The organism is Mesorhizobium mediterraneum (genome assembly GCF_002284565.1).
Classification (GTDB): domain Bacteria; phylum Pseudomonadota; class Alphaproteobacteria; order Rhizobiales; family Rhizobiaceae; genus Mesorhizobium; species Mesorhizobium mediterraneum.
On the sequence record NZ_NPKI01000018.1, the window covers coordinates 51883 to 76306 of the forward strand.

General features: G+C 62.1%; 23 protein-coding genes. 14 read left to right on the forward strand and 9 right to left on the reverse strand.

What is annotated here, in order from left to right:
* Positions 1-2 precede the first annotated feature (2 nt).
* The gene (locus tag CIT25_RS16660) at positions 3-1154 is read right to left on the reverse strand and encodes a helix-turn-helix transcriptional regulator (protein ID WP_095485639.1); all 1152 of its coding nucleotides are present in this window, start codon (positions 1152-1154) and stop codon (positions 3-5) included.
* Positions 1155-1510: 356 nt separating this feature from the next.
* Here CIT25_RS16660 and CIT25_RS16665 point away from each other — a divergent pair, with 356 nt between their 5' ends.
* From CIT25_RS16665 to CIT25_RS16675, 3 genes are all read left to right on the forward strand, one after another.
* The gene (locus CIT25_RS16665) at positions 1511-1870 is read left to right on the forward strand and encodes a hypothetical protein (RefSeq protein ID WP_095485640.1); all 360 of its coding nucleotides are present in this window, start codon (positions 1511-1513) and stop codon (positions 1868-1870) included.
* 113 nt (positions 1871-1983) lie between these two features.
* Positions 1984-2601 carry a cupin domain-containing protein gene (locus tag CIT25_RS16670; RefSeq protein WP_095485641.1) on the forward strand — a complete coding sequence of 206 codons (618 nt, stop codon included), beginning with the start codon at positions 1984-1986 and terminating at the stop codon, positions 2599-2601.
* Positions 2602-2764: 163 nt separating this feature from the next.
* The gene (locus tag CIT25_RS16675; RefSeq protein ID WP_095485642.1) at positions 2765-3169 is read left to right on the forward strand and encodes a cytochrome c family protein; all 405 of its coding nucleotides are present in this window, start codon (positions 2765-2767) and stop codon (positions 3167-3169) included.
* Positions 3170-3196: 27 nt separating this feature from the next.
* Here the strand turns inward: CIT25_RS16675 and CIT25_RS16680 are convergent, their stop codons facing one another.
* Positions 3197-4324, reverse strand: coding sequence for a CapA family protein (locus CIT25_RS16680; RefSeq protein ID WP_095485643.1), 1128 nt, complete (start codon positions 4322-4324; stop codon positions 3197-3199).
* A 115-nt stretch (positions 4325-4439) separates the two neighbouring features.
* Between CIT25_RS16680 and CIT25_RS16685 the strand changes: the two genes are divergently transcribed.
* Positions 4440-5258, forward strand: coding sequence for a phosphosulfolactate synthase (locus tag CIT25_RS16685; protein WP_095485644.1), 819 nt, complete (start codon positions 4440-4442; stop codon positions 5256-5258).
* 217 nt (positions 5259-5475) lie between these two features.
* Here CIT25_RS16685 and CIT25_RS16695 read toward each other — a convergent pair whose 3' ends face one another.
* Positions 5476-6372 (reverse strand): MBL fold metallo-hydrolase, encoded by an 897-nt coding sequence (locus CIT25_RS16695; protein WP_206072955.1) that lies wholly within the window; start codon positions 6370-6372, stop codon positions 5476-5478.
* Positions 6373-6531: 159 nt separating this feature from the next.
* Here CIT25_RS16695 and CIT25_RS16700 point away from each other — a divergent pair, with 159 nt between their 5' ends.
* Positions 6532-7443 carry a LysR family transcriptional regulator gene (locus tag CIT25_RS16700; RefSeq protein ID WP_095485646.1) on the forward strand — a complete coding sequence of 304 codons (912 nt, stop codon included), beginning with the start codon at positions 6532-6534 and terminating at the stop codon, positions 7441-7443.
* 49 nt (positions 7444-7492) lie between these two features.
* On the opposite strand, the gene CIT25_RS16705 is transcribed toward CIT25_RS16700, so the two are convergent.
* The gene (locus CIT25_RS16705; RefSeq protein ID WP_245329876.1) at positions 7493-8767 is read right to left on the reverse strand and encodes a hypothetical protein; all 1275 of its coding nucleotides are present in this window, start codon (positions 8765-8767) and stop codon (positions 7493-7495) included.
* Between the two features lie 313 nt (positions 8768-9080).
* Here CIT25_RS16705 and CIT25_RS16710 point away from each other — a divergent pair, with 313 nt between their 5' ends.
* Positions 9081-9347 carry a LysR substrate-binding domain-containing protein gene (locus tag CIT25_RS16710; RefSeq protein ID WP_095485648.1) on the forward strand — a complete coding sequence of 89 codons (267 nt, stop codon included), beginning with the start codon at positions 9081-9083 and terminating at the stop codon, positions 9345-9347.
* A 363-nt stretch (positions 9348-9710) separates the two neighbouring features.
* On the opposite strand, the gene CIT25_RS16715 is transcribed toward CIT25_RS16710, so the two are convergent.
* Positions 9711-10253, reverse strand: coding sequence for a dihydrofolate reductase family protein (locus CIT25_RS16715; RefSeq protein WP_095485649.1), 543 nt, complete (start codon positions 10251-10253; stop codon positions 9711-9713).
* A gap of 214 nt (positions 10254-10467) precedes the next feature.
* Here CIT25_RS16715 and CIT25_RS16720 point away from each other — a divergent pair, with 214 nt between their 5' ends.
* Entirely contained in the window at positions 10468-11361 is an 894-nt protein-coding gene (locus CIT25_RS16720; protein ID WP_095485650.1) for an HNH endonuclease, read from the forward strand.
* Between the two features lie 156 nt (positions 11362-11517).
* On the opposite strand, the gene CIT25_RS16725 is transcribed toward CIT25_RS16720, so the two are convergent.
* Positions 11518-13248 (reverse strand): adenylate/guanylate cyclase domain-containing protein, encoded by a 1731-nt coding sequence (locus tag CIT25_RS16725; protein ID WP_095485651.1) that lies wholly within the window; start codon positions 13246-13248, stop codon positions 11518-11520.
* 453 nt (positions 13249-13701) lie between these two features.
* On the opposite strand from CIT25_RS16725, the gene CIT25_RS16730 reads away from it, so the two are divergent.
* From CIT25_RS16730 to CIT25_RS16760, 7 genes are all read left to right on the forward strand, one after another.
* Positions 13702-14739 carry a LacI family DNA-binding transcriptional regulator gene (locus CIT25_RS16730; RefSeq protein WP_095485831.1) on the forward strand — a complete coding sequence of 346 codons (1038 nt, stop codon included), beginning with the start codon at positions 13702-13704 and terminating at the stop codon, positions 14737-14739.
* Between the two features lie 177 nt (positions 14740-14916).
* Positions 14917-16158 carry an ABC transporter substrate-binding protein gene (locus CIT25_RS16735; protein ID WP_095485652.1) on the forward strand — a complete coding sequence of 414 codons (1242 nt, stop codon included), beginning with the start codon at positions 14917-14919 and terminating at the stop codon, positions 16156-16158.
* 375 nt (positions 16159-16533) lie between these two features.
* On the forward strand, positions 16534-17460 hold the full coding sequence (locus CIT25_RS16740; RefSeq protein WP_095485653.1) for a carbohydrate ABC transporter permease: 927 nt from the start codon (positions 16534-16536) through the stop codon (positions 17458-17460).
* Positions 17460-18317 carry a carbohydrate ABC transporter permease gene (locus CIT25_RS16745; RefSeq protein WP_095485654.1) on the forward strand — a complete coding sequence of 286 codons (858 nt, stop codon included), beginning with the start codon at positions 17460-17462 and terminating at the stop codon, positions 18315-18317. The genes CIT25_RS16740 and CIT25_RS16745 overlap by 1 nt, the downstream gene beginning before the upstream one ends.
* A 24-nt stretch (positions 18318-18341) precedes the next feature.
* A complete protein-coding gene (locus CIT25_RS16750) occupies positions 18342-20312 on the forward strand; it encodes a glycoside hydrolase family 127 protein (protein WP_095485655.1) in 1971 nt (656 codons plus the stop codon).
* A gap of 110 nt (positions 20313-20422) precedes the next feature.
* Positions 20423-21586, forward strand: coding sequence for a hypothetical protein (locus CIT25_RS16755; RefSeq protein ID WP_095485832.1), 1164 nt, complete (start codon positions 20423-20425; stop codon positions 21584-21586).
* 7 nt (positions 21587-21593) lie between these two features.
* Entirely contained in the window at positions 21594-22205 is a 612-nt protein-coding gene (locus tag CIT25_RS16760) for a hypothetical protein (RefSeq protein WP_245329877.1), read from the forward strand.
* Here CIT25_RS16760 and CIT25_RS16765 read toward each other — a convergent pair.
* From CIT25_RS16765 to CIT25_RS16775, 3 genes are read right to left on the reverse strand one after another with little or no spacing between them, the layout of a single operon-like run.
* Entirely contained in the window at positions 22202-22642 is a 441-nt protein-coding gene (locus CIT25_RS16765) for a GtrA family protein (protein WP_245329878.1), read from the reverse strand. The two genes, CIT25_RS16760 and CIT25_RS16765, sit on opposite strands and share 4 nt — an antisense overlap.
* Entirely contained in the window at positions 22635-23327 is a 693-nt protein-coding gene (locus CIT25_RS16770; RefSeq protein ID WP_095485658.1) for a class I SAM-dependent methyltransferase, read from the reverse strand. The genes CIT25_RS16765 and CIT25_RS16770 overlap by 8 nt, the downstream gene beginning before the upstream one ends.
* A complete protein-coding gene (locus CIT25_RS16775) occupies positions 23302-24375 on the reverse strand; it encodes a glycosyltransferase family 2 protein (RefSeq protein WP_095485833.1) in 1074 nt (357 codons plus the stop codon). The genes CIT25_RS16770 and CIT25_RS16775 overlap by 26 nt, the downstream gene beginning before the upstream one ends.
* Positions 24376-24424 lie beyond the last annotated feature (49 nt).

Genomic DNA, 24424 nt, shown 5'->3' on the forward strand with positions numbered 1-24424 from the left:
GTTCAGGGAACAGGCTGCCCCCCGGGCGGAACGATCTGCATGACAAGGCGCATCAGATCGGCCTGACGGGAGACCCCGGTCTTCTGGAAGATATTGTCCAGATGCGTCTTGGTGGTCGTGCTGGCAATGTGAAGGCTGGCGCCGGTCTCGGCCAGGGTGTGCCCGGCGAGAAGGCTGGCGAGCACGCGCGTTTCGGCCAGCGTGAGCCCAAAGGCTGTCGCCAGCATGTCGGCGGCGTCATGCTCGTCCGGTGCATTGCCGATGAACACCGCGGCTACCGCCGCGGGGTCCATGCCGGCGCGCAGATCGCCACCGGCCATAGGCAGCACGCGGGCGAAGACGGGCGGCAGGCCGGGTTCGGTGAGGAGGACGGCAACCCCTGTCTTGCCGATGCTCGCATCATCCTGAGCCGCAAGCATGATGGCGCTGTGAAGCTCCTTGGAAGCCGACGGGATCTTCGCTTGCAGGATGCCATGGACATCGTGGATCGGGCCACCGCTGCGCAGCATGTGCTTGGCCGCGTGATTGGCGTGCAGGATCGCGCCACGTCCATTGGTGAGGACTACGGCGCATGTGAGCGCATCGAGCGCCTCGGCCATCCGTGCGCGCTCGATCGTGCCCATGTCGAGCATGTTGCTGATCATCACGGAGCGGCGCACATGCGGCAGCAACAATCCGCCAAGCTTGATTTCACGCCCGGTGATAATGCCTTGCCGCTTATGCCGGGCAATGGCGAAGCCGGCAAGGCGGGTAGGGGTGTGGATCAGGAAAAACGACATGACGTCGATCAGGCCTTGCGGCTTCAGCCACTCCTGAAAATATCGGGAGGTCTCCAGGTATGTTTGAGGGATATGGCGTGAGACCACATGCGGCACATCGAGCGAAGGCCACGTCGAGAGATCCTCGATCAGCCGGGCGTGGATCTCGGGGATATGTTTCGCCTGTTGCTCCAGCCAGTATGGCTCTATTCCCACGGTCCTGTGGATCAGCAGCCGGTCGTTGGTGAGGTCGTCAAGGTGCAGGACCGCGGTCTGGGCGTTGAGCGCATCTCTGATCCCGGCAAGCGCGTGCTCCCATCGCTCCGGGTCGAGTGCGCAATCGTAGATCGAGCCGATCAGCTTCGACAGCTCATGATGCGACAATGCCTTGGCCATCGACGGCCCCCCGCATGTCGACAGCGCGTCCGACGCGGAAAGCCGCGCGCTCTCACAGTGCTCTCGCCTCTCCAAACTTTAGCGATCGCTTAAATTCCGATTATCTCCCCCAAACAGGGGATGCGCAAGCAACCGGGCAGTGAAATGCTTGCGCCCCAGAAGAAAAGGTCACACGGAACTGTGACAACCAGTGGGGTTCAGCGCCGTTCCCGGCTCGCGAGCCTTCGCCACAGTGATGCAGCCGGGGGGACTAATCAAGAATTCTGCCTGCGTGCGCCGACTATCACGGCGCGCGACATCTATTGCTGAAACCTTGAGCCGGGTTCGGCCCGGACAATTCGGGATGGAGCAGCATTATGTACAAGTACATTGCTTTTGCAGCATTTTGCATGGCGGCGATGCCCGCGCATGCCGGCGAGCTTGGAGCCATGAAGGCCGAAAGCATCGATCTCGCCGGCTTTCTTGGTGTCGTCTATTACACGCCGGAGGAGGACGGCTATCGGGTGGTCACCACAATTGCGCAGGGCGAGGCTGGCTTGCCCGTGCGTTTCGTGGCGACACTGACCGAGAATCAGAAGGTCGCGCTCTCGGTGCCAGGCAAGCTGGGAGAGTCGGACCAGATCGTCGAGATATTGCGCGTTGGCGGTAAGCTTGTCGTCAGCCCGCATCCGATAGACGGGATCGTGGTTTCTTCTCCGAAGCTCGCCGTTGACTGATGACCGCCGTCGAGCGATCCGGGGGCAGGCGCGTTGCGGCGGCGCTGGCTGCATCATCGTAGCCGCCGACCAACCGCAATCCGGGGCACGTTGCATCGATAGGAGGACCAACCATGAAACGGCATTCCCTCAGCGCCCGCCGTATTGGCCTGCTTATGTTCTCACTGTGTGCTTTCGGACTGACGACGTCAGCCTCAATGCCCGCAGACGGCAAATTCGCCGTCGAGCCGGTGGTTGAGAAAAAGGTGAGGGAACTGCCTTCCGGACCGTTGTACTGGCGGCTGGAAAATTTCCCAACGCTGGCGCAGGCCCAAAGCGCTGCGGGCCCGACCTCGCTTGCGGCGGAGGTCGCAGGCAAGGTCTGGCTGTTCACGCTTGGACCGAAGGATGGCTCTACGACCGGCGGAACCAAGGTCGTCGAGATCGGACCGGTCCCTCCGATCAGCGCAAGCGAGTATTTGCTGCGCGTCAACCGCGCCGGTGGATCACCCGGCGTCAAGACGCCGATCCATACACATCCGGGACCGGAGGCCTTCTATGTGCTGGCCGGCAAGCTCGGCCAGAGAACACCCCACGGGGTGGCCTATGCCGAAGCCGGCACGACGATGGTCGGACACGGGGCCGACACGCCGATGGAGGTGTTCAACGCCGGCACAAACGATCTCGATGAGCTGGCCATCTTCGTTGTCGACGCCAATCGGCCGTTCTCGTCGCCGGCCAATTTCGACTGAGACGTTTCGAGAAGTGGCGCGAATGTTTGGGATGAGCGGAGGCGCGCCAAACCCAGCGAAAATCCGCACGGTTCCAACTATTTTGGATTTTCGCTTGCGCTCGCGACAGCGCGCAGCGGCGATTAGTCGAAGTCAGTCACTCTTCGCACGCGCGTCCTTGGCGATGTCTCCATGGCTCATCCCGTCTGTCGTCGTCTTTACCGTTGCCGCCGGCTTCGGCGCGCCTTCGCAAGCTGAGCTGGCCGCGGGCAAGTTCTACGAAGTTGTCGGCGCTAAGGTCGACGCGCGAACCTACAACGGCTTCCGTCGCTACCATGGCAGCTGCAATCACTGCCATGGCCCCGATGGCATGGGCTCGACGTTCGCCTCGGCCCTTGTCGACCGGCTGCCCACCATCGAGGTCTTCCGCCGCAACGTTCGCGACGGCGTGCGCATCGGCCCTTCGGTGATGAAGGGCTTCGCCGACGACCCCAACGTCGCACCCTACATCGACGACATCTATGCCTACCTGCAGGCCCGCGCCGACGGTGCGCTTGGCCGAGGACGGCCGGAGAGGCTTGAAAATTAGTATCGCTGGCTGCTAACCGCAGGCGCTTCACCAAAGGACAGTGAGACGGTTATCGAGCGCCACATGAGTGCCGAAAGGCGAGCACTCGCGCTCGAGCATAGCCGCGAGCCAGACGGCATTTTCGGGCGAGGCGCGGTTTAGCCGGAATTTGCGGAGCTGGAACGGCACGACGTCGAGCGAAACAAGCGTGCCGTCCGGTATCGCGAGCCGCGGCAGGTACATCAGCGCAAGTTGACCGCGAAAGGTTTCGTAGCCCGTAATTCCCTCATAGTCGGTGAGGAAGTCACCGCATCCATAAAGGATCAGCCGGCCGTCATGGATTTCGATCGGCTTGGGATGGTGGGAGGAGTGCCCATGCACGACGTCGAAACCTGCAACATCGATAAGAGCATGGGCAAGCGCGCGTTCTTCCGCGGGGACTTCGTAGCCCCAGTTGCCGCCCCAGTGGATCGAGGCCACCGCGAGGTCGCCGGGCTGTTTTATGGCCTCCACGGATCGGGCGATCTGCGCGAGCGACCGGGCAGAGACATCCGCCAGCAGATTGATCCCTGGCTTGTAGGCTCCGGCTGCCCATGAAGCTGGAACGCCGCTCGTCTCGAGCGCGAAGCCGAACACGAGCACGCGGCCGCCGCCGGCCAGTTCGATGGCGGCAGGCGCCGCCGCCTCGTCCGCGTCAAGGCCGGCCCCGGCATAGGCGAGGCCGGCATGCCGGAGTGTGCCGAGGGTTTCGACGAGGCCAGGCTCATCCCAGTCGAGCACATGGTTGTTAGCGAGCACGCAGCAGCTAACCCGCGCCGCCGCCAGGCAGCCGATGTTGGCCGGGTTCATCTTGTAATTGATCCCCTTGGGCGCCAAGGACAGGCTGGTTGTGATGCTGGTCTCGAGATTGATGATGCGCGCATCGGGAGCTTCACGCTCCAATTCGCTGAGCGCATCGCCCCAGACATAGGCATCGTCGACCTTTCTCGGGATCGGGCCATTGATGCGTTCGGCAAGCTCGACATAGGTCGTCGCCGATTTGACATAGCGCTCGGACAGGTGCGGGTCGCCCGGATTGGCGAGGATCTGGTCCATCCCGCGCCCGAGCATCACGTCGCCGCACAGGAACAGTTTTGCGCTGCTTCGGGCGGCGGCATTGTTCGCGATCTGCGGCATCCCAGACCTCCTTCCCGCCAACAACCAGTGACGCCAAGGGTTCCAGCCCAATTTGCGCGGGATCGGATCGCGGGCCAAATCGCTAACGCAGGAGAACCGACCGCCGAGGCCAGAAATGCCCGACACAGCCTTCTCCTTCATCCCGCGCGCCGCACGCTCTTCCAAGCCGCGCAAGACCGGCCTGACCGAGATTCGCGGGCCTTATTACAGCGCCTATGGGCCGCGCCATCTGGCCGACGTACTGGAAATCATGGGCAACTGGATCGACGGCATCAAGTTTGCCGGCGGATCATTCGCCCTGATGCCGCCCGAAGCGGTGAAATCCATCAACAAGCTTGCGCATGATCACGATGCCTATGTGTCGACGGGCGGCTGGATCGAGAATGTCCTCCGCTTCGGCCCGGACGCCGTCGACCGCTACATCGAGGAAGCCAAGGCGCTGGGGTTCGACGTGATCGAGATCTCCACCGGCTTTATCAGCCTGCCCACGGAAGCGCTGCTGCGCCTGGTCGAAACCGTGAAAAAGGCCGGGCTCAAGGCCAAGCCGGAGCTCGGAATCCAGTTCGGGGCCGGTGGCGACACATCGGCCAAGGAGCTCGAAGCCGAAGGCACCAGGGATGTCGGCTGGCTGGTCGCACAGGCCAGGCGCGCCCTCGATGCCGGCGCCGACATCATCATGATCGAGAGTGAAGGAATCACCGAAAACGTGACCTCCTGGCGCACCGACGTGGTGGCCCGCATCATCAACGAGCTCGAGCTGGAGAAGGTGATGTTCGAAGCCGCCGACCCGGCGGTCTTCGAATGGTACGTCAAGAACTACGGCAACGAGATCAATCTGTTCGTCGACCACAGCCAGATCGTGCAGCTCGAGGCGCTACGCTCCGGCATCTGGGGAACCAAGAGCACCTGGGGGCGGATTCAGAACATTGGGTGAGGGGCGTTTGAGCGACCGCGAAGGGCAATCACTCCAGCTTTGCGCCGCCCCTCGCCCCTTGCCTTCTCCCCTTGTGGGAGAAGGTGGATCGGCGCGCAGCGTCGAGCCGGATGAGGGTTGTTGGACGGAGCGCCGTCCTTGCCAAGCTGGAGCACCCCTCATCCGACCGCTTCGCGGCCACCTTCTCCCACAAGGGGAGAAGGAAAGATTGCCGCCCTCAGCCCCACTTCATCTCGCCGGTGGCGACCTTGGAGCCGATGTCGAGCGCGACGCCCATGCCGAGGCCGGGGAAGCGGGCCTCCATGGCGCCCTTGAGCGCGGCCGCGTCCTTGGCCTTGGCCAGTTCTTCCTCGAAGGCAATGAGATACGCCTTGGTGTGCTCAACGCCCGACAGGTCGGTGGCGGCCTGCGGCGTCATGTGGCCGGGCACGACGATTTCTGGCTTGGCGGCAGCGATCTTTTCGAGATTGGCGAGCCAGGCGGCGCGCTGTTCTTTGCTCGGCGTGTCGGCGGTCCAGACATGCACGCCCGAAAAAATCATCACCCCGCCGAACACCGCATTCAGCGACGGCACCGAGAGATAGCGCCGGTTGGCGAGGCCTTCCGCGTCGACGATCTCGATGGCCTCGCCATCGACGGTGAGCGTCTTACCGTCGAACACTTCGGGGATGACGATATCGGCGAGCGCCTGCGGGCCGTTCTCCTTGAGCTGCGGCCCCCAAACGGCGATTTTCTTGTCGACGCTGCCGTTGATGGCGGCCACCGTCTCGGCTGCGGCGATCACCCGTGCCTGCGGGAAAGCCTCCTTGATCGGCTTGAGGCCGAAATAATAGTCCGGGTCGGACTGGCTGACATAGATGGTGGTCAGCGTCTTGCCGGTCGCCTTGGTCGCCTCGGCCACGGCTCGGCCGTCGGGGTAGGTGAAACCGCCGTCGATCAGCAGCGCCTCGGAGGCGCCGGTGATCAGCACGGGGGCGCGAAAGAAGCCGTTTTCCCCAGCCGGAAAATGTTTCCAGGAAAGTCCGCCAGCTGCATGGCCAAGCCCGGCGGGAGCGAAGACGGCGGCGGCGCCGGCGGCGAGGGTGGTTTTCATGATGGCTCTCCGTGTGAACATGGATGTCTCCTGGGGTTTGAAAATGCCGACTTCGGGCGGCTCCCGCGCAGCCTCGATCTTAGGAAGATGGCAAAGGTAGAATGCGTATTGAAGGCCAACAAAATAGACGTAATGTATGCCATTGCCTGACAATGAGGTCGCATTTGCCATGAGCCACGCATGAACCTGAACCGGCTGGCCTATTTCGCCGCGGTGGTCGATGCCGGCTCCTTCACGCGGGCCGCCGAGCGGCTGGGCATCACCAAGGCGGTCGTCAGCCAGCAGGTGGCGCGGCTGGAGCGCGATGTCGGAACGACGCTGCTGATCCGCACGACGCGGCGTGTCCATCCGACCGAAGCCGGCCGGACATTCCATGCCCGCTGCCTACAAGTCCTGCAGCAGGCCGAGGATGCCTTCGACGAGCTCGCGCAGGCGGCCACCGAGCCGACCGGCACACTGCGCATTGCGGCGCCCAACGACTACGGCACGTCGGCGGTGGTGCCGGTGGTCGCCGCCTTCAGCGCGCGCTATCCCGCCTGCCGGGTGGAGCTGACGCTGGGCGACGAGACGATCGACCTGGCTTCCGGCGGGATGGACGTGGCGATCCGCGTCGGCTGGCTGGCCGATTCCAGCCTGCAGGCGCGACGGATCGGCACCTTCCGGCAATTCATGGTGTGCGGCGCTGAGTTTGCCGGGCGCTTCACGGCCGGCGAACCGCAAGACCTTGCCGGGCTACCCTTCGTCGCCAACATGGTGCTGCGCGAACCGCTGCTATGGCAATTTTCGCGCGGCGACGCCGAGCATGAGGCCGTGCGCATGCAGGCAACGATCACCATCGACGCGACGCCGGCAGTGCTGGCGGCCGTCCGCGCCGGCGCCGGCCTGTCGGTGCTGCCGGATTTTTTGGTGCGGGATGAGCTGGCCGCAGGGCGGCTCGTCCACATCCTGCCCGAATGGCAGCTGCCCTCCGGCGGCATCTACACGGTCTACCCCGCCGCGCGCTTCCGGCCGCCCAAGGTGACGAGGTTTGTTGAGATGCTGATTGCGGCTGAGCAGAAGGAGGGTTTGGTCGGGGAGGGGAGCGCGCTGTGAAATGTCACGCGCGTTGTTGGAGGGATGGTCTTCGCTCAAGCCTGCCGGGTCAAATCGACTTCAGGTATTCGATCAGATCACTCTTTTCCTGATCGGTTAGGTCAAGGCTCAGATGACCGTCATAGTGCTCGACAACGTCATCGAGTGTGGCGAACCGCCCATCGTGGTAGAAACCGCCCTTGTGAATTTTCTCGATGTCCCAAAGGGCTCGCAGCGATGCCGTCCGGTAGCGCTCGTCCGGAGATCGCATCGCCTGGAAATCATCGATCCCTATCTCGTCGGCGGTATGCAGGTTCCAGCCCGGTTCCGTGAAGAGCGGTGGCACGTGGCAAGTGCCGCATTTGGCCTTGTCGTTGAAGAGAACCTCTCCTTTCTCCGCAGCGGCGCTGTCGAAGGCGCCCTCCGGCGGTTTCGGTGTCGGCAGCGAAAGTTGATAGAAATGGAGCGCCGGCAACTTGGCCGTAATCCGGTCCTGCTTGTCCTGCTTGTGGCCCTGCTTCGTTCGTGCTGCGACCGGATACTTCTCGGCGTCATCAAGGCGCGGATCGTAAAACACGCCTTTCCCGTGCATCTCGAGATTGCCCACATAAGCGTTCCAGTAGCTCACCGTGCCCCAGGCTCCGGTCCATGTGTGGTTGTTTACACCGGCCAATCCGAATGCCGCCGGATTGAGCGTGGCGGCCGTCTTGCCGTCCGGCCGGAATGCTTTGCCATCGAGGTTCAGTTCGGCATCGAACTTCCCGGGACCCCACGCCTCAACCGCCTTCTTCACCTCCGCTTCGGATATCTGCAGCATCTCGGTGAACGCCGTGAGATCAGGTGCGAGGGCAACGATCGCGCCGATATTCAGGTCACGGTTGGGCCAGCCGTCCAGCCGTTGTCCGATCCCGGGCGCATAGGCGTCATCGACGGTTGAATGGCACACCGCGCATTGGATGCCCACCGAAGTCAGCGTCTTTCCGTCCTCGGCGAAGAACCCGGTCACCCCGACAACGGCATTGGCTCTCAGCAGGACAAGCGTGCTCGCGGGATCTGCGAGGTCGACCGCGCCCTTGTTGAGCGCATCGGCCACATCCTTGGGAATGGCGTTCACATCGACCTTGAGGCCGAGTTCGAGGGCTTTCTGTGGGCTCAGGCCGGGTCCCGTGCCGCCCAGCTTCTCACCTGCGATTGCCTCGTGGAGTTTAAGTTTGCCGCCCCAGAAATCCTCGCTGCCGAAGGTGTCGAAGCGGAATGTCTCGCGACCTTCCTCGAGATATCGCTTGGCCTGCTCGGCGGCAGCGTTGTCGAAATCCTTCCCGCTTATTTTCTCTTTCGCGCTCATTTGAGCCGCGGCGGGGATCAAGCTTGAAGACAGGAGCAGAGCGAAAATTGTTGCTGTACCGTTGAAACGCAAGGGCATGTCACGTCCCTCCCAAAGACGATTGCCAATCGGCGGTCATCTTTGGTTCGCGGGCCTGAATTCCACGCGAAACGGAATGCAGCCGAAGCATTAGAACATTCTAAAACAAAAAAGGTTCCGGCGCCGATTGTCGAAAGGCTTCTCGACGATTCGTCAACCGCACGCCGGTCACCGGATGACCGCCGTGGCAGAGGTGGACCGGCATTCTCGCTTTTGACCGACGACACGGCTTTGAATGAGCCGGCTACCTATGCGCATGCAGGCCACGATCGCCATCGAAGCAACGCCGGCAGTGCTGGCGGCCGTCCGCGCCGGCGCCGGCCTGTCGGCGGATTTCCTGGTGCGGGATGAGCTGGCCTCAGGGCGGCTCGTCCACATCCTGCCCGAGTGGCGCCCTCCCTCCGGAGGCATCTACACGGTCTACCCCGCCGCGCGCTTCCGGCCGCCCAAGGTGACGAGGTTTGTCGAGATCCTGGTCGCGGCCGAGCGGGAGAAGGACTGAAGCTGGGAGGGGCGGGCGCTGTAAGGTTGGAGCGAGGCGCTGATGGCCGAAACGCTTCTCCCCCCTTGAGGGGGAGATGGCCGGCAGGCCAGAGGGGGCCGTCTCGCGTAATGCGCCAACCTCCACTGTCGCAAGAGAGGGAGGCCGCGCCCGGTCGAACCGACCCCTCATCCGGCCGCTTCGCGGCCACCTTCTCCCCGGCGGGGAGAAGAGAGAAGCGTCAGCGCTGGCTCCTCTCCCCTTGGGGAGAGGTCGGATAGTCCCGAATTGCCTTTCGCAATTCGGTTGGCAATCCGGGTGAGGGGGTACTTACCCATATGCGATAGCCCTGCTTGTGGGGGAGATTGGCTGTCATTGGCGCCATCACGACTTCGCCGTCACAGGCGCATACTCAAGCGCCACCACGCCGTTGCTGAATGGCGTGGCCGAAATCAGCGCGAGCGGCACTTGTTCGCCGGGCGGGAACAGCTTCTTGCCATGGCCGACGGCACCGGGGTAGCTGAGCAGCCTGACGCGATCGACCAGGCCATGGCGCAGCAATTCCTGCGCGACGCTGAGGCTGCCATGCACATAGATGTTGCCGCCGCTGCCTTGCTTCAGTTCCCTGACCGCTTCCGGCAGTGCGCCCGTCAGCAGCTCGGCCGGTTTCCAGTCGAGCGTCTTCAGGCTTGTCGACGCGACATATTTCGGCAGCGCGTTGAAGCGGTCGGCGAAGTCTCCGGTTTCATTGGGCCATGAGCCGGCAAAAATCTCATAGGTCGTGCGGCCCAGAAGCATGGCGCCGCTGTCGGCAAGCTCGTCCTCTTTGAATTTTTGCATTTCATCGTTCCAGGTCACGCCAGGCAATTTCTCGACCTCGGCGATGCCATCGACGCTGATGAATTCGGTGACGATAAGTTTTCTCATGGCGCTCTCCTTCTTCTGTCGGAGGACGGACGACGCGGGCCTTTTGCGACAGCTTGGTGAAAATAGCGCGGTCGCTTGTTAGCGGCTTTCCCTATTCGCCTCCAAAGGACCGATACCATGGGGAAAAGCTTCTCCGACCTGGACTAAGTTCCCAAGATCGGATTGGTGTTACATCTGAGGTAGATATTCCCAAAGAACGCATTGCAGGAAGATCATGGGATTCGGGGTCTTCATTCACCGCTCAGATTCGAGATACAACGACCGCCCCGCAGAGCAATATCAGTTTCCTCGCCCGTATCTGAGTCGCGCCGAAGCATGCGTCGGCGGCTGGATCATTTACTACGAGCCTAGCAAGGTAAACGATACCCGTGGCTATTACGCCGTAGCCAAAGTCCAACAGATCATTTCCGATCCTGTGACGCCTGATATGTACCTCGCTCTGATTGAGCCCGGCACCTATCTCGACTTCGTCAATCCTGTTCAATTTAACGGACCTAATGGTCTCGTTGAACGAGGCTTATTCAACGACCAAGGACGGATTTCCGGTCGCGCCCAAGCGGCCGTCCGCTCAATCAGTCCAGCCGATTTCAACCGCATCATCGATCTGGGCCTGGACACGAATGAGTTGTTGCTGCCGCGCGTTGATGAGGCCGGCACCGGCTTTCAGGATGAACAGGCGCCATTCGAGTTCGAGCAGAGCCGTGACCGCGTGAGCTATATCGGATCGCGAATTGTGCGGGACCGCATTTTCCGTCGCATCGTCCTGCGCGCCTATGATGAGCGCTGCGCGATCACGGGACTGAAGTTGATAAATGGCGGCGGCCGAGCAGAGGTTTCTGCCGCGCATATTCGACCGGTCGAAGCGAACGGTCCCGACGTCATCAACAATGGGATCGCGCTGTCCGGCACTGCACATTGGATGTTCGATCGCGGGTTGATCAGCCTATCCGATGACTTGGAAATCCTGATCTCGCGACAGGTCAACGACCTCGACAGCGTGCAAGCGTTCATAAACAAGACTCGCCGCGCACTTCCGCCGGGCCGACAGTTTGAACGCCCGCATCCTCATTTTTTGCAGTGGCACCGCGACCACTGTTTTAAGCAGTGAGGCGCCGCCGGCGTGGGAGCGTGTTGGTAGGTGGGTGGAACGGCCGCCTCTGGCCCTGCGCCGCCCGTCGTTCGGTCATGCCGCAAGGTCCGCATCGGGTGGGGGGCCGGTCTTTTGCCTATCCCCGATTGGATCTGGTTCGTAGTCACGGGCTGGCTACAGATGGGCAATACCGGCTTTCAGCAGTCCTTCGCGGACGTGCTGCGCATCAGCCTCCTGGGCATAGTGCAGGGTGGCGATAAATGAATCGAGGTCGAATTGGGGATCGAGCGTTCTGATCTTGGCTAGGTGCGCCGCGGCCGCGATTTCGTCGCCGAGCCAGCCGTAGCAGGCAGCGGCGAAAGCGTGCTGAACCGAGTCCATGGTTGACAGATGCATGAAAGCTTCGATCGCCTCGCCATATTGGCGCGCGGCGAAATGGGCCTTTCCCAGATGGCTCCAGAACCTCTCCGGGTGGTGCGGGTTCAACTGCATTGCCTTGCGGATCCATTCAATTCCCTCTTCCGGCCTCCCCAGCCACGTCAATAACTCGCCTTGCTGCACCACCACGAGGTCGTAATTGGGATTGAGGGCGAGGGCGCGCTCTTGATGGTAGCGCGCTGTGGTCAGCTCATTGTTGTTCACGTTCACTGCGGCGAGGATGCGGTGAACATCGGCATCGTTGTCGTCCAGCGCCAGCGCCCTGTCCAGCGCTGCCATGATGTCGTTCCAGACGGCATCCCTGTCTTCGCACCAGTTATGGACCCAGGCCTGGCCAAGGATACAGGCCCGCCAGGCATGGGCATGGGCATAATCCGGGTCGAGCGCGACGGACCTGTTTATCAAGGTTTGCGCGCGTTCATTATCCGCAATCGTGCTTCGGTGATGCAGCACCTTGGCAGCAAGCACACATTCATACGCGGCCATGTTTGCAGGTTTCGCCCGCGCGAGCTGGTCCCGCTGAGCCGCCTCGACACGACCGGGCAGCGTGGCTGCGATCGCCGCGGTCACCTCATCCTGAATCGCGAATATGTCATCCAGCTTCCGGTCATATTTGTCTGCCCAAATATGAGCGTCATTCGCCGTGTCGATGAGCTGAACCGTCACGCGCACCCTGTCGCCGATCTTGCGGACGCTTCCCTCCACCAGGTATTGGACGTCGAGTTTCTCGGCCACCTCGCGCACATTCACGGCGCGGTTCTTGTAGACGAAGCTGGAATTGCGCGAGATGACGAACAGCTCATGGTGGCGGGACAGTTCGGTGATGATGTCCTCGGTCAGTCCGTCCGCGAAAAATTCCTGCTCGGGGTCGCCGCTCATGTTGTCGAATGGCAGCACCACTATCGAAGGTTTCGAAATGGATCGCTTTGCCTCGACTTCTGGCAGGACAGCACTGTCAAACCCAATGCGATAGAGGCGAACCGGGCGGCTGATGTTCTTTAACGTCTTCTCGCCCAGGTCCTCCATGGCAATTTCGAGACGGTCGGCAATTTGGGTCGCCACCGCTGCGGTCACGCAGATACCGCCGACGTCGGCGAGTTGCTCGATGCGCGAGGCAATATTGACGCCGTCGCCGAAAATGTCGTCATCGTCGAAAATGATGTCGCCGAGATTTATGCCGATCCTGAATTCGATACGCCGTTCTTGCGGCACATCCGAATTGCGCCGTTTCATGCGCTGTTGGATTTCCACGGCGCACTTCACGGCATCGGTCACGCTCTGGAACTCAACGAGCATGCCGTCACCGGTGGTCTTGATGATCCGGCCCTTGTTCTTCGCGATGGCGGGATCGATCAGTTCTATGCGATGGGTCCGGAGGCGTGCGAGCGTGCCGGTTTCGTCGGCCTCCATTAGCCGACTGTAGCCCGCCATATCGGCAGCCAGAATTGCGGCTAGTCTCTGTTCCATCGCCTGAACCAAAAACCAAGCCTATCCTTCCTGGGCTGCCAAATCCAGCAGTTTGGGCTGGTGGCTGAATCAAGAAGTCTTCCTACCGCAGCAGTAGGAAAGGGCGGATCAGAACCTTCCGCCTTCCGCCAGGTGGCTGCGAACTCGATCGCATCAATGGCGGGAGGGATCCGCGCGGCGTCCCGGAAACGTCCGATATGAACACGGACCATAGTGGCTGCACTCGCTGACGTCTGCAAATGACGCAAAGCGATCGTGGATCACGGCACCTGGCAGAAATCTTAGACACGCCCAAAACCAAATCTATCCCTCTTGCCATCCCCACATCCTTCCCCTAATCTCCCTCTGAGAAAACCTTTTCCCAAACCGCCCGCACCGCTGACCTCACCAATCAGCGCCTCGCAGGCCAACAAGAGAAAACCTTTTCCCAACTAAGGAAATATGCCGCGCACCATGGCATCCGACGCCCAGCCAGTCTTCACCAAGCCAGTCACCCTCCGCGAGGTGGCAGCGCTCGCCGGCGTCAGCGTCGCCACGGCCTCAAAGGCGCTGAACGGGCAGGGGCGGATGACCGCCGAGACGCGCGAGCGGATTCGCGAGACGGCGCAGCGGCTAGGCTTTCGCCCGAACAGCCTGGCGCAGAGCCTGTTGCGCCGGCGCTCCTTCACCGTCGGCTTGTTGACCAACGACACCTATGGCCGGTTTTCGCTGCCGGTCATGTCGGGTATTTCGGATGCGCTGGTCGACAAGGGCGTCTCGGTGTTTCTCTGCAATGTCGAGGACGACCAGCGCCTCGGCCAGCTCCATGTCGATGCCATGCTCGACAAGCGCGTCGACGGCATCATCGCCACCGGCAAGCGCATCGATCGCCACCTGCCGGTCGACCTGTCCAATCTCGGCGTTCCCGTGATCTACGCCTTCACCCAGCCCGATCCCGACGCCATCGCTTTCGTGTCCGATGATGCCGGCGGCGCGCGCCTGGCGGTCGAGCACTTTTGGCGGCTCGGGCGCCGGCGTATCGCCCATGTCACCGGGCCGGCGAGCTTTGCGGTGGTGCATGCGCGGGCACAGGCCTATCGTGACGTGCTGACCGAAAAAGGCTTGCCGGTCATGGAACCATTGCTCGGATCGTGGTCGGAAGCGTGGGGTCACGAGGCGGTGAAGAAGCTCTTCAAGGGAAAGGGCGAAAAGCCCGATGCCGTCTTTTGCGGCAACGACCAGATCGCGCGCGGTGTCATCGACGCGCTGCGCGAGCGCGGGCTTGATGTGCCGGACGATGTCGGCGTCATCGGTTTCGACAATTGGCAGATCGTGGCCGAGGCAACCCGCCCGCCGCTGACCTCTGTCGACATGAACCTGGCGGCACTCGGGCGCGAGGCCGGTCTAACACTTCTTTCGCTCGTCGGCGGCGAACCCGCCGAGCCGGGCATCCGAAAACTGCCGTGCCGGCTGGTGGTGCGTCAGTCATGCGGCCGTCCGCCGGACGGCTGAGACTATGCATGTCGCCCAAAAGTGCGCAGCGGTTTTGGGATAACGACATGCATCAAACAGAAAATGCATGTCGCCCAAAAGTGCGCAGCGGTTTTGGGATCACGACATGCATCGAAGCGAAAAGCCGCCGCGCGGGGAGCGCGGTCGCAGGAAAACAGAACCATGAGGAGGAGAACCATGAGAACTATGATTGCCGGGCTCGCTATTGCCGCGAGCATCCTGAGCTTTCCGGCGGCCGCCGCCGAGACCGCCAACATCTGGGTTCGCGCAGACGGCTCGAACTTCATGCCGCGCATCGTCGATGCCTTCAACAAGGGGCATGAGAACCAGGTCAAGCTGGACATCATCCCCAATGCCGAGATCATCCCGAAATACGGCGCCGCCGCCGCCGGCGGCACAGCACCCGACGCGCTCTCGCTCGACCTGATCTACACGCCGTCCTTCGCTGCCGCCGGCCAGTTGGAGGACATCACCGACTGGGCGAAATCGCTGCCTTATTTCAACAGCCTGTCGCCGGCACACGTCAAAACCGGCACCTACAAGGACCGCATCTACGGGCTGCCGTTCTCCGCCGATAGTTCGGTGCTGATCTGGAACAAGAAGCTGTACAAGCAGGCAGGGCTCGACCCCGAAAAAGGCCCGACCAACTGGGCCGAGATCGAAGCCGCCGCCGAAAAGGTCAACGCGCTTGGCGGCGACATCAAGGGCTTCTATTTCTCCGGCAATTGCGGCGGCTGCAACATCTTCACCTTCACGCCGCTGATCTGGGCCTCGGGCGGTGACATCCTCACCGAGGACGGCTCGAAGGCGACGCTCGACAGCCCGCAGCTGCGCGGCGCGATCGACCTCTACCGCTCGATGGTCAAGAAGGATCTGGTGCCTTCAGGTGCGCAGACCGACACCGGCTCCAACTTCTTTGCCGCCTTCGCCGGCGGCAATATCGGCATCTCGCCGTCCGGCGCCTTCGCCATCGGCGCGCTGAACACGCAATACCCAGACATCGACTACGGCGTCACCTTCCTGCCGGGCAAGGATGGCGGCTGGTCGTCCTTTGCCGGCGGTGACAATTTCGTCGTCACCAAGGGCACCACGAAGGTCGCGGTGGTGAAGGAGTTCCTCGATTTCGCCTATTCGCTCGAAGGCCAGACCATCCTGGCGAAATACGGCAGCCTTCCCGTGCGCGGCGACATCGCCAATGAGGCGCTGAAGGACCTAGACCCGCGCTACAAGGTCGCCGCAGAGGCCATGGCCAAGGGCCGCACGCCCTATTCGGTGGTGTTCAACGATCTGATCAACTCCGCCAACGGTCCGTGGAACCAGATGGTCAACGAGGTCTTCTTCGGCGAAGACGTCGACGGCGCCATCGCCAATGCGCAGGAAACCATGCAGTCGATCATCGACTCGGCGCCGCAGCAGTAGACGCCGGCTACCTCCCCCTCGAGGGGAGGTCGGACCGCAGGTCCGGGTGGGGTCGTTGCGGCAGTGCTCGACGTTCTCTTTGCGTTGGCGCGCGTCAGAGACGACCCCACCCCCGGCCTTCGGCCGGACCCTCCCCTCGAGTGGGAGGGGGACGTAGCGCTAGTGGAAGAACAGGCATGAGTTCAATCGCAATAACCACCACCCGGCGGATGAGCGCCAGCCCCACCTCCCCCTTGAGGGGAGGTCGGACCGCAGGTCCGGGTGGGGTCGTCTGCGAAGTGCTCGACGTTCTTTTTCGTCGGCGCGCTGCACGCAGGACCCCACCCCCGGCCTTCGGCCGGACCCTCCCCTCGAGGGGGAGGGGGACGTAGAGCCATGACCACCATCGCAGCAACCTCCGCCCCAGCGCGTCGCCGCAAACTGGTCGGCGCCGGCCGTCGGCAGTGGATCGGCCTGCTCTATGTCGCGCCGGCCGTCGCCCTTGTCGTCGTCTTTTTCATCGTCCCGCTCGGCATGACGGCGTGGATGTCGCTGCACAACTGGCCGCTGATGGGCGAGCACTACTTAATTGGCCTCGATAATTACTGGGCGATCCTGCGCGATACCAGGTTCTGGAACGCGCTCAAATTCACCGGCTACTACACGGTGATCGTCACGATCGCGATCTTCGTCGTCGCCTTTCCGCTGGCGCTCTTCATCGAACGGCCGCGGCAGATGACCGGCTTCTACCGGACGTCCTTCTTCATGCCGGCCGTCATCGGTTTTGCCTCGGCCAGCCTGCTCTGGTCGTGGCTCTTGAATGTCGATTCCGGCCTGTTCAGCCCGGCCACCTTCGAGCTCGGCCTGACCGAAAAGAAGGTCAATCTGCTGGCGACCTTCCAGCCGGCCTTCTGGTCGATCATCGCCATGGTCGTCTGGAAGGTGGCGGGCTTCACCATGATCATCCTGATGACCGGCCTGCAATCCATACCGCCGGATCTGCAGGAGGCGGCGATGATCGATGGGGCAGGGCCGCTGGCGCGGTTTCGCGCCATCACCCTGCCGCTGATGCGCCGCACGCTGGCGCTGGCGCTGATTCTGTCGGTTGCCGGCTCGGTGCTCGCCTTCGACCAGTTCTACATCATCCTTCGCGGTGGGCCGCGCAACCAGACGCTGACCGCCGTCTATTGGATTTTCAACCAGTCATTCGTGTCGTTCAAGCTCGGCTATGGCGCCGCCCTGTCGATGGTCCTGCTGGTCATCCTGGTCGCGCTCAGCCTCATCCAGCTGCGGCTGCTGCGCCAACCCGAGGGAATTGACTGATGGCGCAGGCACGCAGCCGCAAACGACGCATCGGCATGCAGATTGCCGAGCACTCGACGGGCATCGTCGCCTCGTTGCTGTTCCTCGCGCCGATCGTCTGGACGGTGCTTTCGGCGTTCAAGCCGGCGCAGGAGTCGCGCCAGCCGCCGCTGCCGCCCTGGCCGACGACGGGTTTTTCGGTCGAGAACTACGCCACGCTCAACACCTTCGGCGATGGGCTGTGGCTGCCAGCGCAAAACAGCATCTATGTCTCTGTCATGACGGTGGTGCTGTCGGTGATCGTCAGCGTGCTGGCCGGCTACGGTTTCTCGCGCTTCCGCTTTCCGCTGAAGAACCTGCTCTTCGTCGTCATCCTGTCGACGATCATGATCCCGTTCCAGTCGATCCTGACGCCGATCTTCCTGGTGCTGACCAAGATCGGCCTGCACAACACGCTGACGGGACTGGTCTGCGTCTATGTCACGCTGCAGCTGCCGTTCTCGATCTTCATGATGCGCAACGCCTTCGACGCGGTTCCGCGCGAGATCGAGGAAGCCGCCCGCATGGACGGCGCCAACAACGTCACCATGCTCTTGAGGGTGATGCTGCCGCTGGTCTGGCCGGGCATCGTCACCATAGCGCTGTTCGCATTCCTCGGCGCCTGGAACGAGTTTTTGGCAGCGCTCGTGCTGATGACCGACCAGTCCAAATTCACGCTGCCGATCATGATGACGGCGCTTCAGTCCGGCCGCTTCGGCGCCATCGACTGGGGCGCGGTGCAGGCCGGCGTCACCGTTATGATGTCGCCATGCCTGGTGCTCTTCCTGTTGCTGCAGCGCTTCTACATCCGCGGCCTCATGGCAGGGGCCGTGAAGTGATCCCTATTCGAACGGAGTAAATTGATGACCGCATCGCAATCCGCTAAGCCGAAGCTCGCCTTCCGTCCGCTGCCGGTGCCACAGGTCGATATCAGGGGCTTTTGGGGCGACCGCGTCGATGCAGTCGCCACCAGGACCGCCGATATCCTCTATGACCGCTGCGTCGAGGCGCGCATGCTCGAGCAGATCGACCCGGACCGGCCATCGCCCGGCGTCGTCATTCCGTTCCACTCCCCATCGCCGGACGAGGCAGCCGCCGCCGGCAACGAGTTCACCGGCTCGACGGTGACGACGCAGATGTTCTGGGACTCCGATTGGGGCAAGACGATCGAGACCGCCGCCTATTCACTCTACCGCCGCCGCAATGACGATCTGGAGAAGAAGGTCGACGCCGTCATCGACATGTACGGAAAGCTGCAGCAGCCCGACGGTTATCTCTCCAGCTGGTACCAGCGCATCCAGCCCGGCTTGCGCTGGACCAATCTGCGCGATTGCCACGAGCTCTATTGCGCCGGCCATCTGATCGAAGGCGCGGTCGCCTACTACCAGGCCACGGGAAAACGCAAGCTGCTCGACATCATGTGCCGCTATGCCGACCACATCGCCGAGACGTTCGGTCCCGAGGCCGGCAAGAAGAAGGGCTATTGCGGCCACGAGGAGATCGAGCTGGCGCTGGTCAAGCTCGCGCGGGTCACCGGCGAGCAACGGTATATGGACCTCGCAAAGTACTTCATCGATCAGCGCGGCCTTGAGCCGCATTATTTCGACGAGGAGGCGCTGGCCCGCGGCGCGGACCCAAAAGCCTATCATTTCAAGACCTACGAATACAGCCAGTCGCACAAGCCGGTGCGCGATCAGGACAAGGTCGTCGGCCATGCGGTGCGGGCAATGTATCTCTATTCCGGCATGGCCGATATCGCGACCGAATATGGCGACGACACGCTGCGGGTGGCGCTCGACCGGCTGTGGGACGATCTCATGACCAAGAACCTCTACGTCACCGGCGGCCTCGGCCCATCGTCGCACAATGAGGGCTTTACATCAGACTACGACCTGCCCAATGAAACCGCCTATGCCGAGACCTGCGCTTCGGTCGGACTGGTGTTCTGGGCCAGCCGCATGCTCGGCATGGGCCCCGATGCCCGTTACGCCGACATGATGGAGAGGGCGCTCTACAACGGCTCGATCTCGGGCCTTTCGCTCGACGGCTCGCTGTTCTTCTACGAGAATCCGCTGGAAAGCCGGGGGAAGCACAACCGCTGGAAGTGGCATCGCTGCCCGTGCTGCCCGCCCAATATCGGGCGCATGGTGGCTTCGATCGGCAGCTATTTCTACAGCCTGTCGGACGACGCGCTGGCTGTCCACCTCTATGGAAATAGCACGGCTCGTTTCGATATCGCTGGCGGGCCGGTGACCTTGACCCAGACCAGCAATTATCCTTGGGACGGGGCAGTCTCGATCGCGATCGAGCCCGAGGCGCCGACCGAGTTCACCTTGCACCTGCGCCTGCCGGCCTGGTGCCGCAAGGCGGCGCTCAAGGTGAACGGGGAGGCAGTCGATCTGGATGATGTAACCAGCGACGGCTATGCCGCGATCCGCCGCGAGTGGCGCAAGGGCGATCAAGTCGAGCTCGGCCTCGAAATGGCGGCCGACCGGCTCTACGCCAACCCGCAGGTGCGCCAGGATATCGGCCGCGTCGCGCTAGCCCGCGGTCCGCTGATCTATTGCGTCGAGGAGACCGACAATGCCGGCCAGCTGCATCGCATCGCCTTGCCACGCACGGCAAACATCGAGGCGCGTGAGGAGCCGAACCTTCTGGGCGGCGTCGTGACACTCTCGGCAGTTGCCGAGAAAGAGGCCTCTGAAAACTGGGAAGACGGGCTCTATCGCACCGAACCGCCGGCAGTGGAGGAGACGAAAGTCAAAGCCGTTCCCTATTTCGCCTGGGACAACCGCGATCCCGGCGAGATGCTGGTTTGGCTGAGGAGTTCCTGATCCGCGACGCGGATCTTGAGCCGACGAAAGGCATTGTCTTGAATTTGCCGCCACTGCGCTAATTTAGAGGGGGAGAGTGGCGCCAGCCACTCGAATGGGTGGAGGCAGAGTTGGCGCTCGAAGATGTCGCGCGTCCGAGCGCCGGCGGTCGTTCTGTAGCCGTAGCCGTCGCGGCGGTGCCGCTCCTTTTCGTCGTCAGCGGGTTAGCCATTCGCTATGCGGCATTTGCTTCGGTATCGGACGAATCGGGTTTCGCGGCTTATGCCCGTGCGCTCTGCCGGTGGGATTGCGCCTGGTACATTGGCATCAGTGAACTAGGTTACGAACGCTTTCCTATTCCAAACCAAAGCAATGTCGGCCGCTGGGGCTTCTTTCCATTCTATCCGATGCTGGTGGCGGCGATCCGGATTGTTTTCCCTTTCCCGACGATACTGGTCGCCACCGTCACCTCCATTGTTTGCAGCTATGCCGCCTGCCTGGTGGCATGGCCGCTGCTGGAGAAGAACATGCGCGCCTACGTGCTGTATTGCGCCTTTCTGCTCAGCGGCCCGTTCTCTTTTCACTTCACGACGTTCCTGACCGAACCTCTTTTCGTGCTCCTGACCTCGTGCGTTTTTCTGGCGCTCAAGCGCTCCAGCTATCTGGCCGCGGGCGTTTTATCCGCGCTCCTGTCGGCGACGAGGCTGGTCGGGGTTCTCGTCGTATTTGCGACCGTCATTCAAATGCTCAGGGAGCACCGCGAGCACGGCGGATCGACGCTGTCCTTCCCGCGCTGGGTGCTTGGCCGGCCGGATCTGCTCGTCGCTATCCTCATCTCACCTGCCGGTTTGTTCGCTTACATCCTGTTTCTTTATCTTACGATCGGGGACGGCTTTGCGTTCTTGCATGTCCAGCGCGCATTTGGACGGGTAGCGGGCAATCCACTCGTCTTCTTATGGGACGGGCTCTCCGCCGTTCCGGCCACCGGCTGGCTGCCCACGGCGCCGCAATGGAGCGCGCTCGCCGCAATCGCCGGATTGGCGCTGTCGGCGGGCCTAGTGGCTCGCAGGCAATATGGCGCTGCGCTGTTCTGTGCGCTCTGCATCATCCTGCCATTGATCACCAACCTGGCCTCGATGGTCAGGTACGTCATTGGGCTTGCGCCTCTGACAATGTTGTTGGCCGTCCTGCTATCGGTGTCGAGGCTGACCTACCTAGCGGCTTTGGTTATTTTCCTGGGCGCCTGTTACTTCATGACTGCGGCGTGGATCGGGGGCTACCTTGCCCTGGTCTGACACGCTAGTGCCTTACAGACGCGCCGCCTGGCTCAGCGGCTACGCGTTCGCGGCGATTCTGGCCGGGTCCGAGATCGTCATCCTTGCGCTTGCTCTCAATCCGAACGTCAACGCCGACTATCGCGCCTATTACATCGATAAAACGACCACGTGCCTCAACCGCGATGCCGTCGGCAGCTACACACTTGGCGAGACGGTATCGTTCCGCAGCGACGGCGCCAAACGGGCAGCCAGCATGAAGGTCTGCGGCTGGTCGGGGTCGGCAGGCGACGGCACCCATTCGCTGGGCGAGACCTCGCGGCTTCGCCTGGAGATACCGCCGCTCGGTCACGGCTTGGCTGCCACGCTGCAAATGGCCGCCGTCATTCGGCCACCACAGATCACGCAGAGGGTGGTGATCTCGGTGAACGGGGTTCGGGCGCAGGCGGTGACGCTGTCTGGCAAAGAACCACGGATGGTTACGTTCATCATTCCACCGGCGGCTCTCGGCAAGACCGATACACTCGACATCGCCTTCGACTATCTCGACGGCATCCCGCAAACTCCGGCCGCCAGCAACATCTACAAGCGCTCCATCAAGCTGGTGTCGTTCCGGCTGGATGCTGTTGACACGGATTAGGTGGGGCGGTCGCCTTGCCGGCCGGATCTTCGCCGCGCAAAAACCCATCGGTCGAGCATGAGAAGATTGATCGCTGGAATAAGCAAGCAGGTAATCAGAACGGCAAAGATGGGCGACAGGCCGAGCTTCATGGTGAAAAGCGCCGGCACTGCGTAAGCCATGCCGAAGCCGGTCGCGGTCAGCAAGAGAAAACGCGCAGCTTCCGATCTGTGCGATCCGCTCGACATGAAAGTTACCGATTTGTGGGCGAGATAAGAAAACACGGCCGCCGCGGCGTAAGCCGCAAGCGACGCCTGGATGGGCGTGACGCCGATCCATTCCGATTTGATCAAGACGGTAGCCAGGACAGCATAAAGGATCGTCGCAGCGATGCCGACCAGCCCGAAGCGCGCCAGCAGCTTCAGCCCGGCACCGGCGGTCGAACGGCCCTTAGACATGCGCGCTGCACGCATACTGGGCCCCGAGCGGTAGAGGAGCAAGCAGGCGCTCGAGTCTTCTGGCGAAGGGCCTGGCCGAGGGCAGCAGCAGGAAATGCTCGGATCGGATATCCCGAAAACCCGTCTCCTGAAAGAGGGACCTTGCTTTGGCCGCGTTGAGCAGGACCGCGTCCTGGTCGAATGGACACCGCAACACCGCAAGACGCGTCAGCAGATTATAGGGATTGTGCTCGATGATGCAGGCGACGCCGCCCGGCCGCACGACGCGCCGCATTTCCCGGAAGAAATCGAGCCAGGAGACAGGCGGAACGTGATGGACGACGCAACTGGCGAAAGCCAGATCGAACGCGCCGTCCTCATAAGGCAGGCGCAGCGTGATGCACGCGTGATAGATCACACCTGGATTGTCCCGGCTGGCGCGCAGGATCGATTCCTCCGAGACGTCGCAGCCATCCAGGCTTTCGAACGCGCCTTCGAGATAAGGATGGAGCGAACCGACGCCGCAGCCGATATCCAGCGCCCGCACATTAGCCCCGCCCTGCCGAAGCCCTCGTTCGGCAACGAGACGCCGCAGCAGGTCGGCCTTGGCGATCAGAAAGAAGTCGTGCCTGAGGCCGGAAAACCGGATGGATCCTGCGACCGCCTCGCCATAATTTGATTTATAGCTGTCGAAGAGTTCGGCCATCAGCCGAGGCTCCATTCCTGGGTTTTCGAAGCGATCTTCGGCTCTCACCAAGAGGAGCGGCACGCATCGCCTTATCGAATCCGGTGACCCGATCGATCACGTAAAGCGGACGGCGTTTCACCTCGGCGTGGATACCGCCGACGTAAAGTCCGACCACGCCGGTCATGAAAAGATTGATGCCGCAAAGGAGCGACACGATCACCACGGTGGATGTCCAGCCGGCAATGATGCCGGTTTCAAAAATCCAGGCGAAGATGGCGTAAGCGCCGAACACTGCCGCAAGCGCGGAAATGGCCAATCCGCCCCACAGAGCCATGCGCAGCGGCTTCTCGGAGAAGCTGACGATGCCGTGAACGGCAAGGTGCATCATCTTCCAGAATGGGTATTTGGTCTGGCCCAGGGTCCGCGCCGGGCGTTCGAAAGGCACCGCCGTCTGCTTGAACCCCATCCAGGCGAACATGCCCCTGACGAAACGGTCGTGTTCGGGCATTTGCTTGAAGGTTTCCAGCGCCTTGCGGCCGACCAGGCGGAAATCGCCGACGTCGCGCGGGATGTCGACCGACGTCATTTTCTCCAGCAGGCGGTAGAAGAGACTCGCCGTAATGCGCTTGAACCAGGATTCGCCCTCACGCTTGACGCGGCGGGCATAGACGATCTCGAAACCTTCCTTCCACTTCGCCACCAGATCGAGAACCACCTCCGGCGGGTCTTGCAGGTCGGCATCCATGACGATGACTGCATCACCCGCAGCCGCGTCCATGCCGGCCGTGATCGCGATCTGGTGGCCGAAATTGCGGGAAAGCTCGATCAGCCGGAAGCGCGGCTCGACGGCGACCACGTTCCGAAGGTATTCGACGCTCCCATCAAGGCTTCCATCATCGACGAAGATCGCCTCAGCCTCTCCGTCCAACCGGCAGATCAGGGAGCTGATCCGCTCGATCAGTCGAGGCAGGACCTGCTCTTCATTGTATATGGGAAGGACCAACGAGTACCGTGGCGGCGACACGTTCACCGCAGTCCTGATGCTTTGGATCACAGAGTCTCGCATGCGGTTGAAAATGGAACGCAAGCTACAAAGTTCCCAAGGTACACAAGAA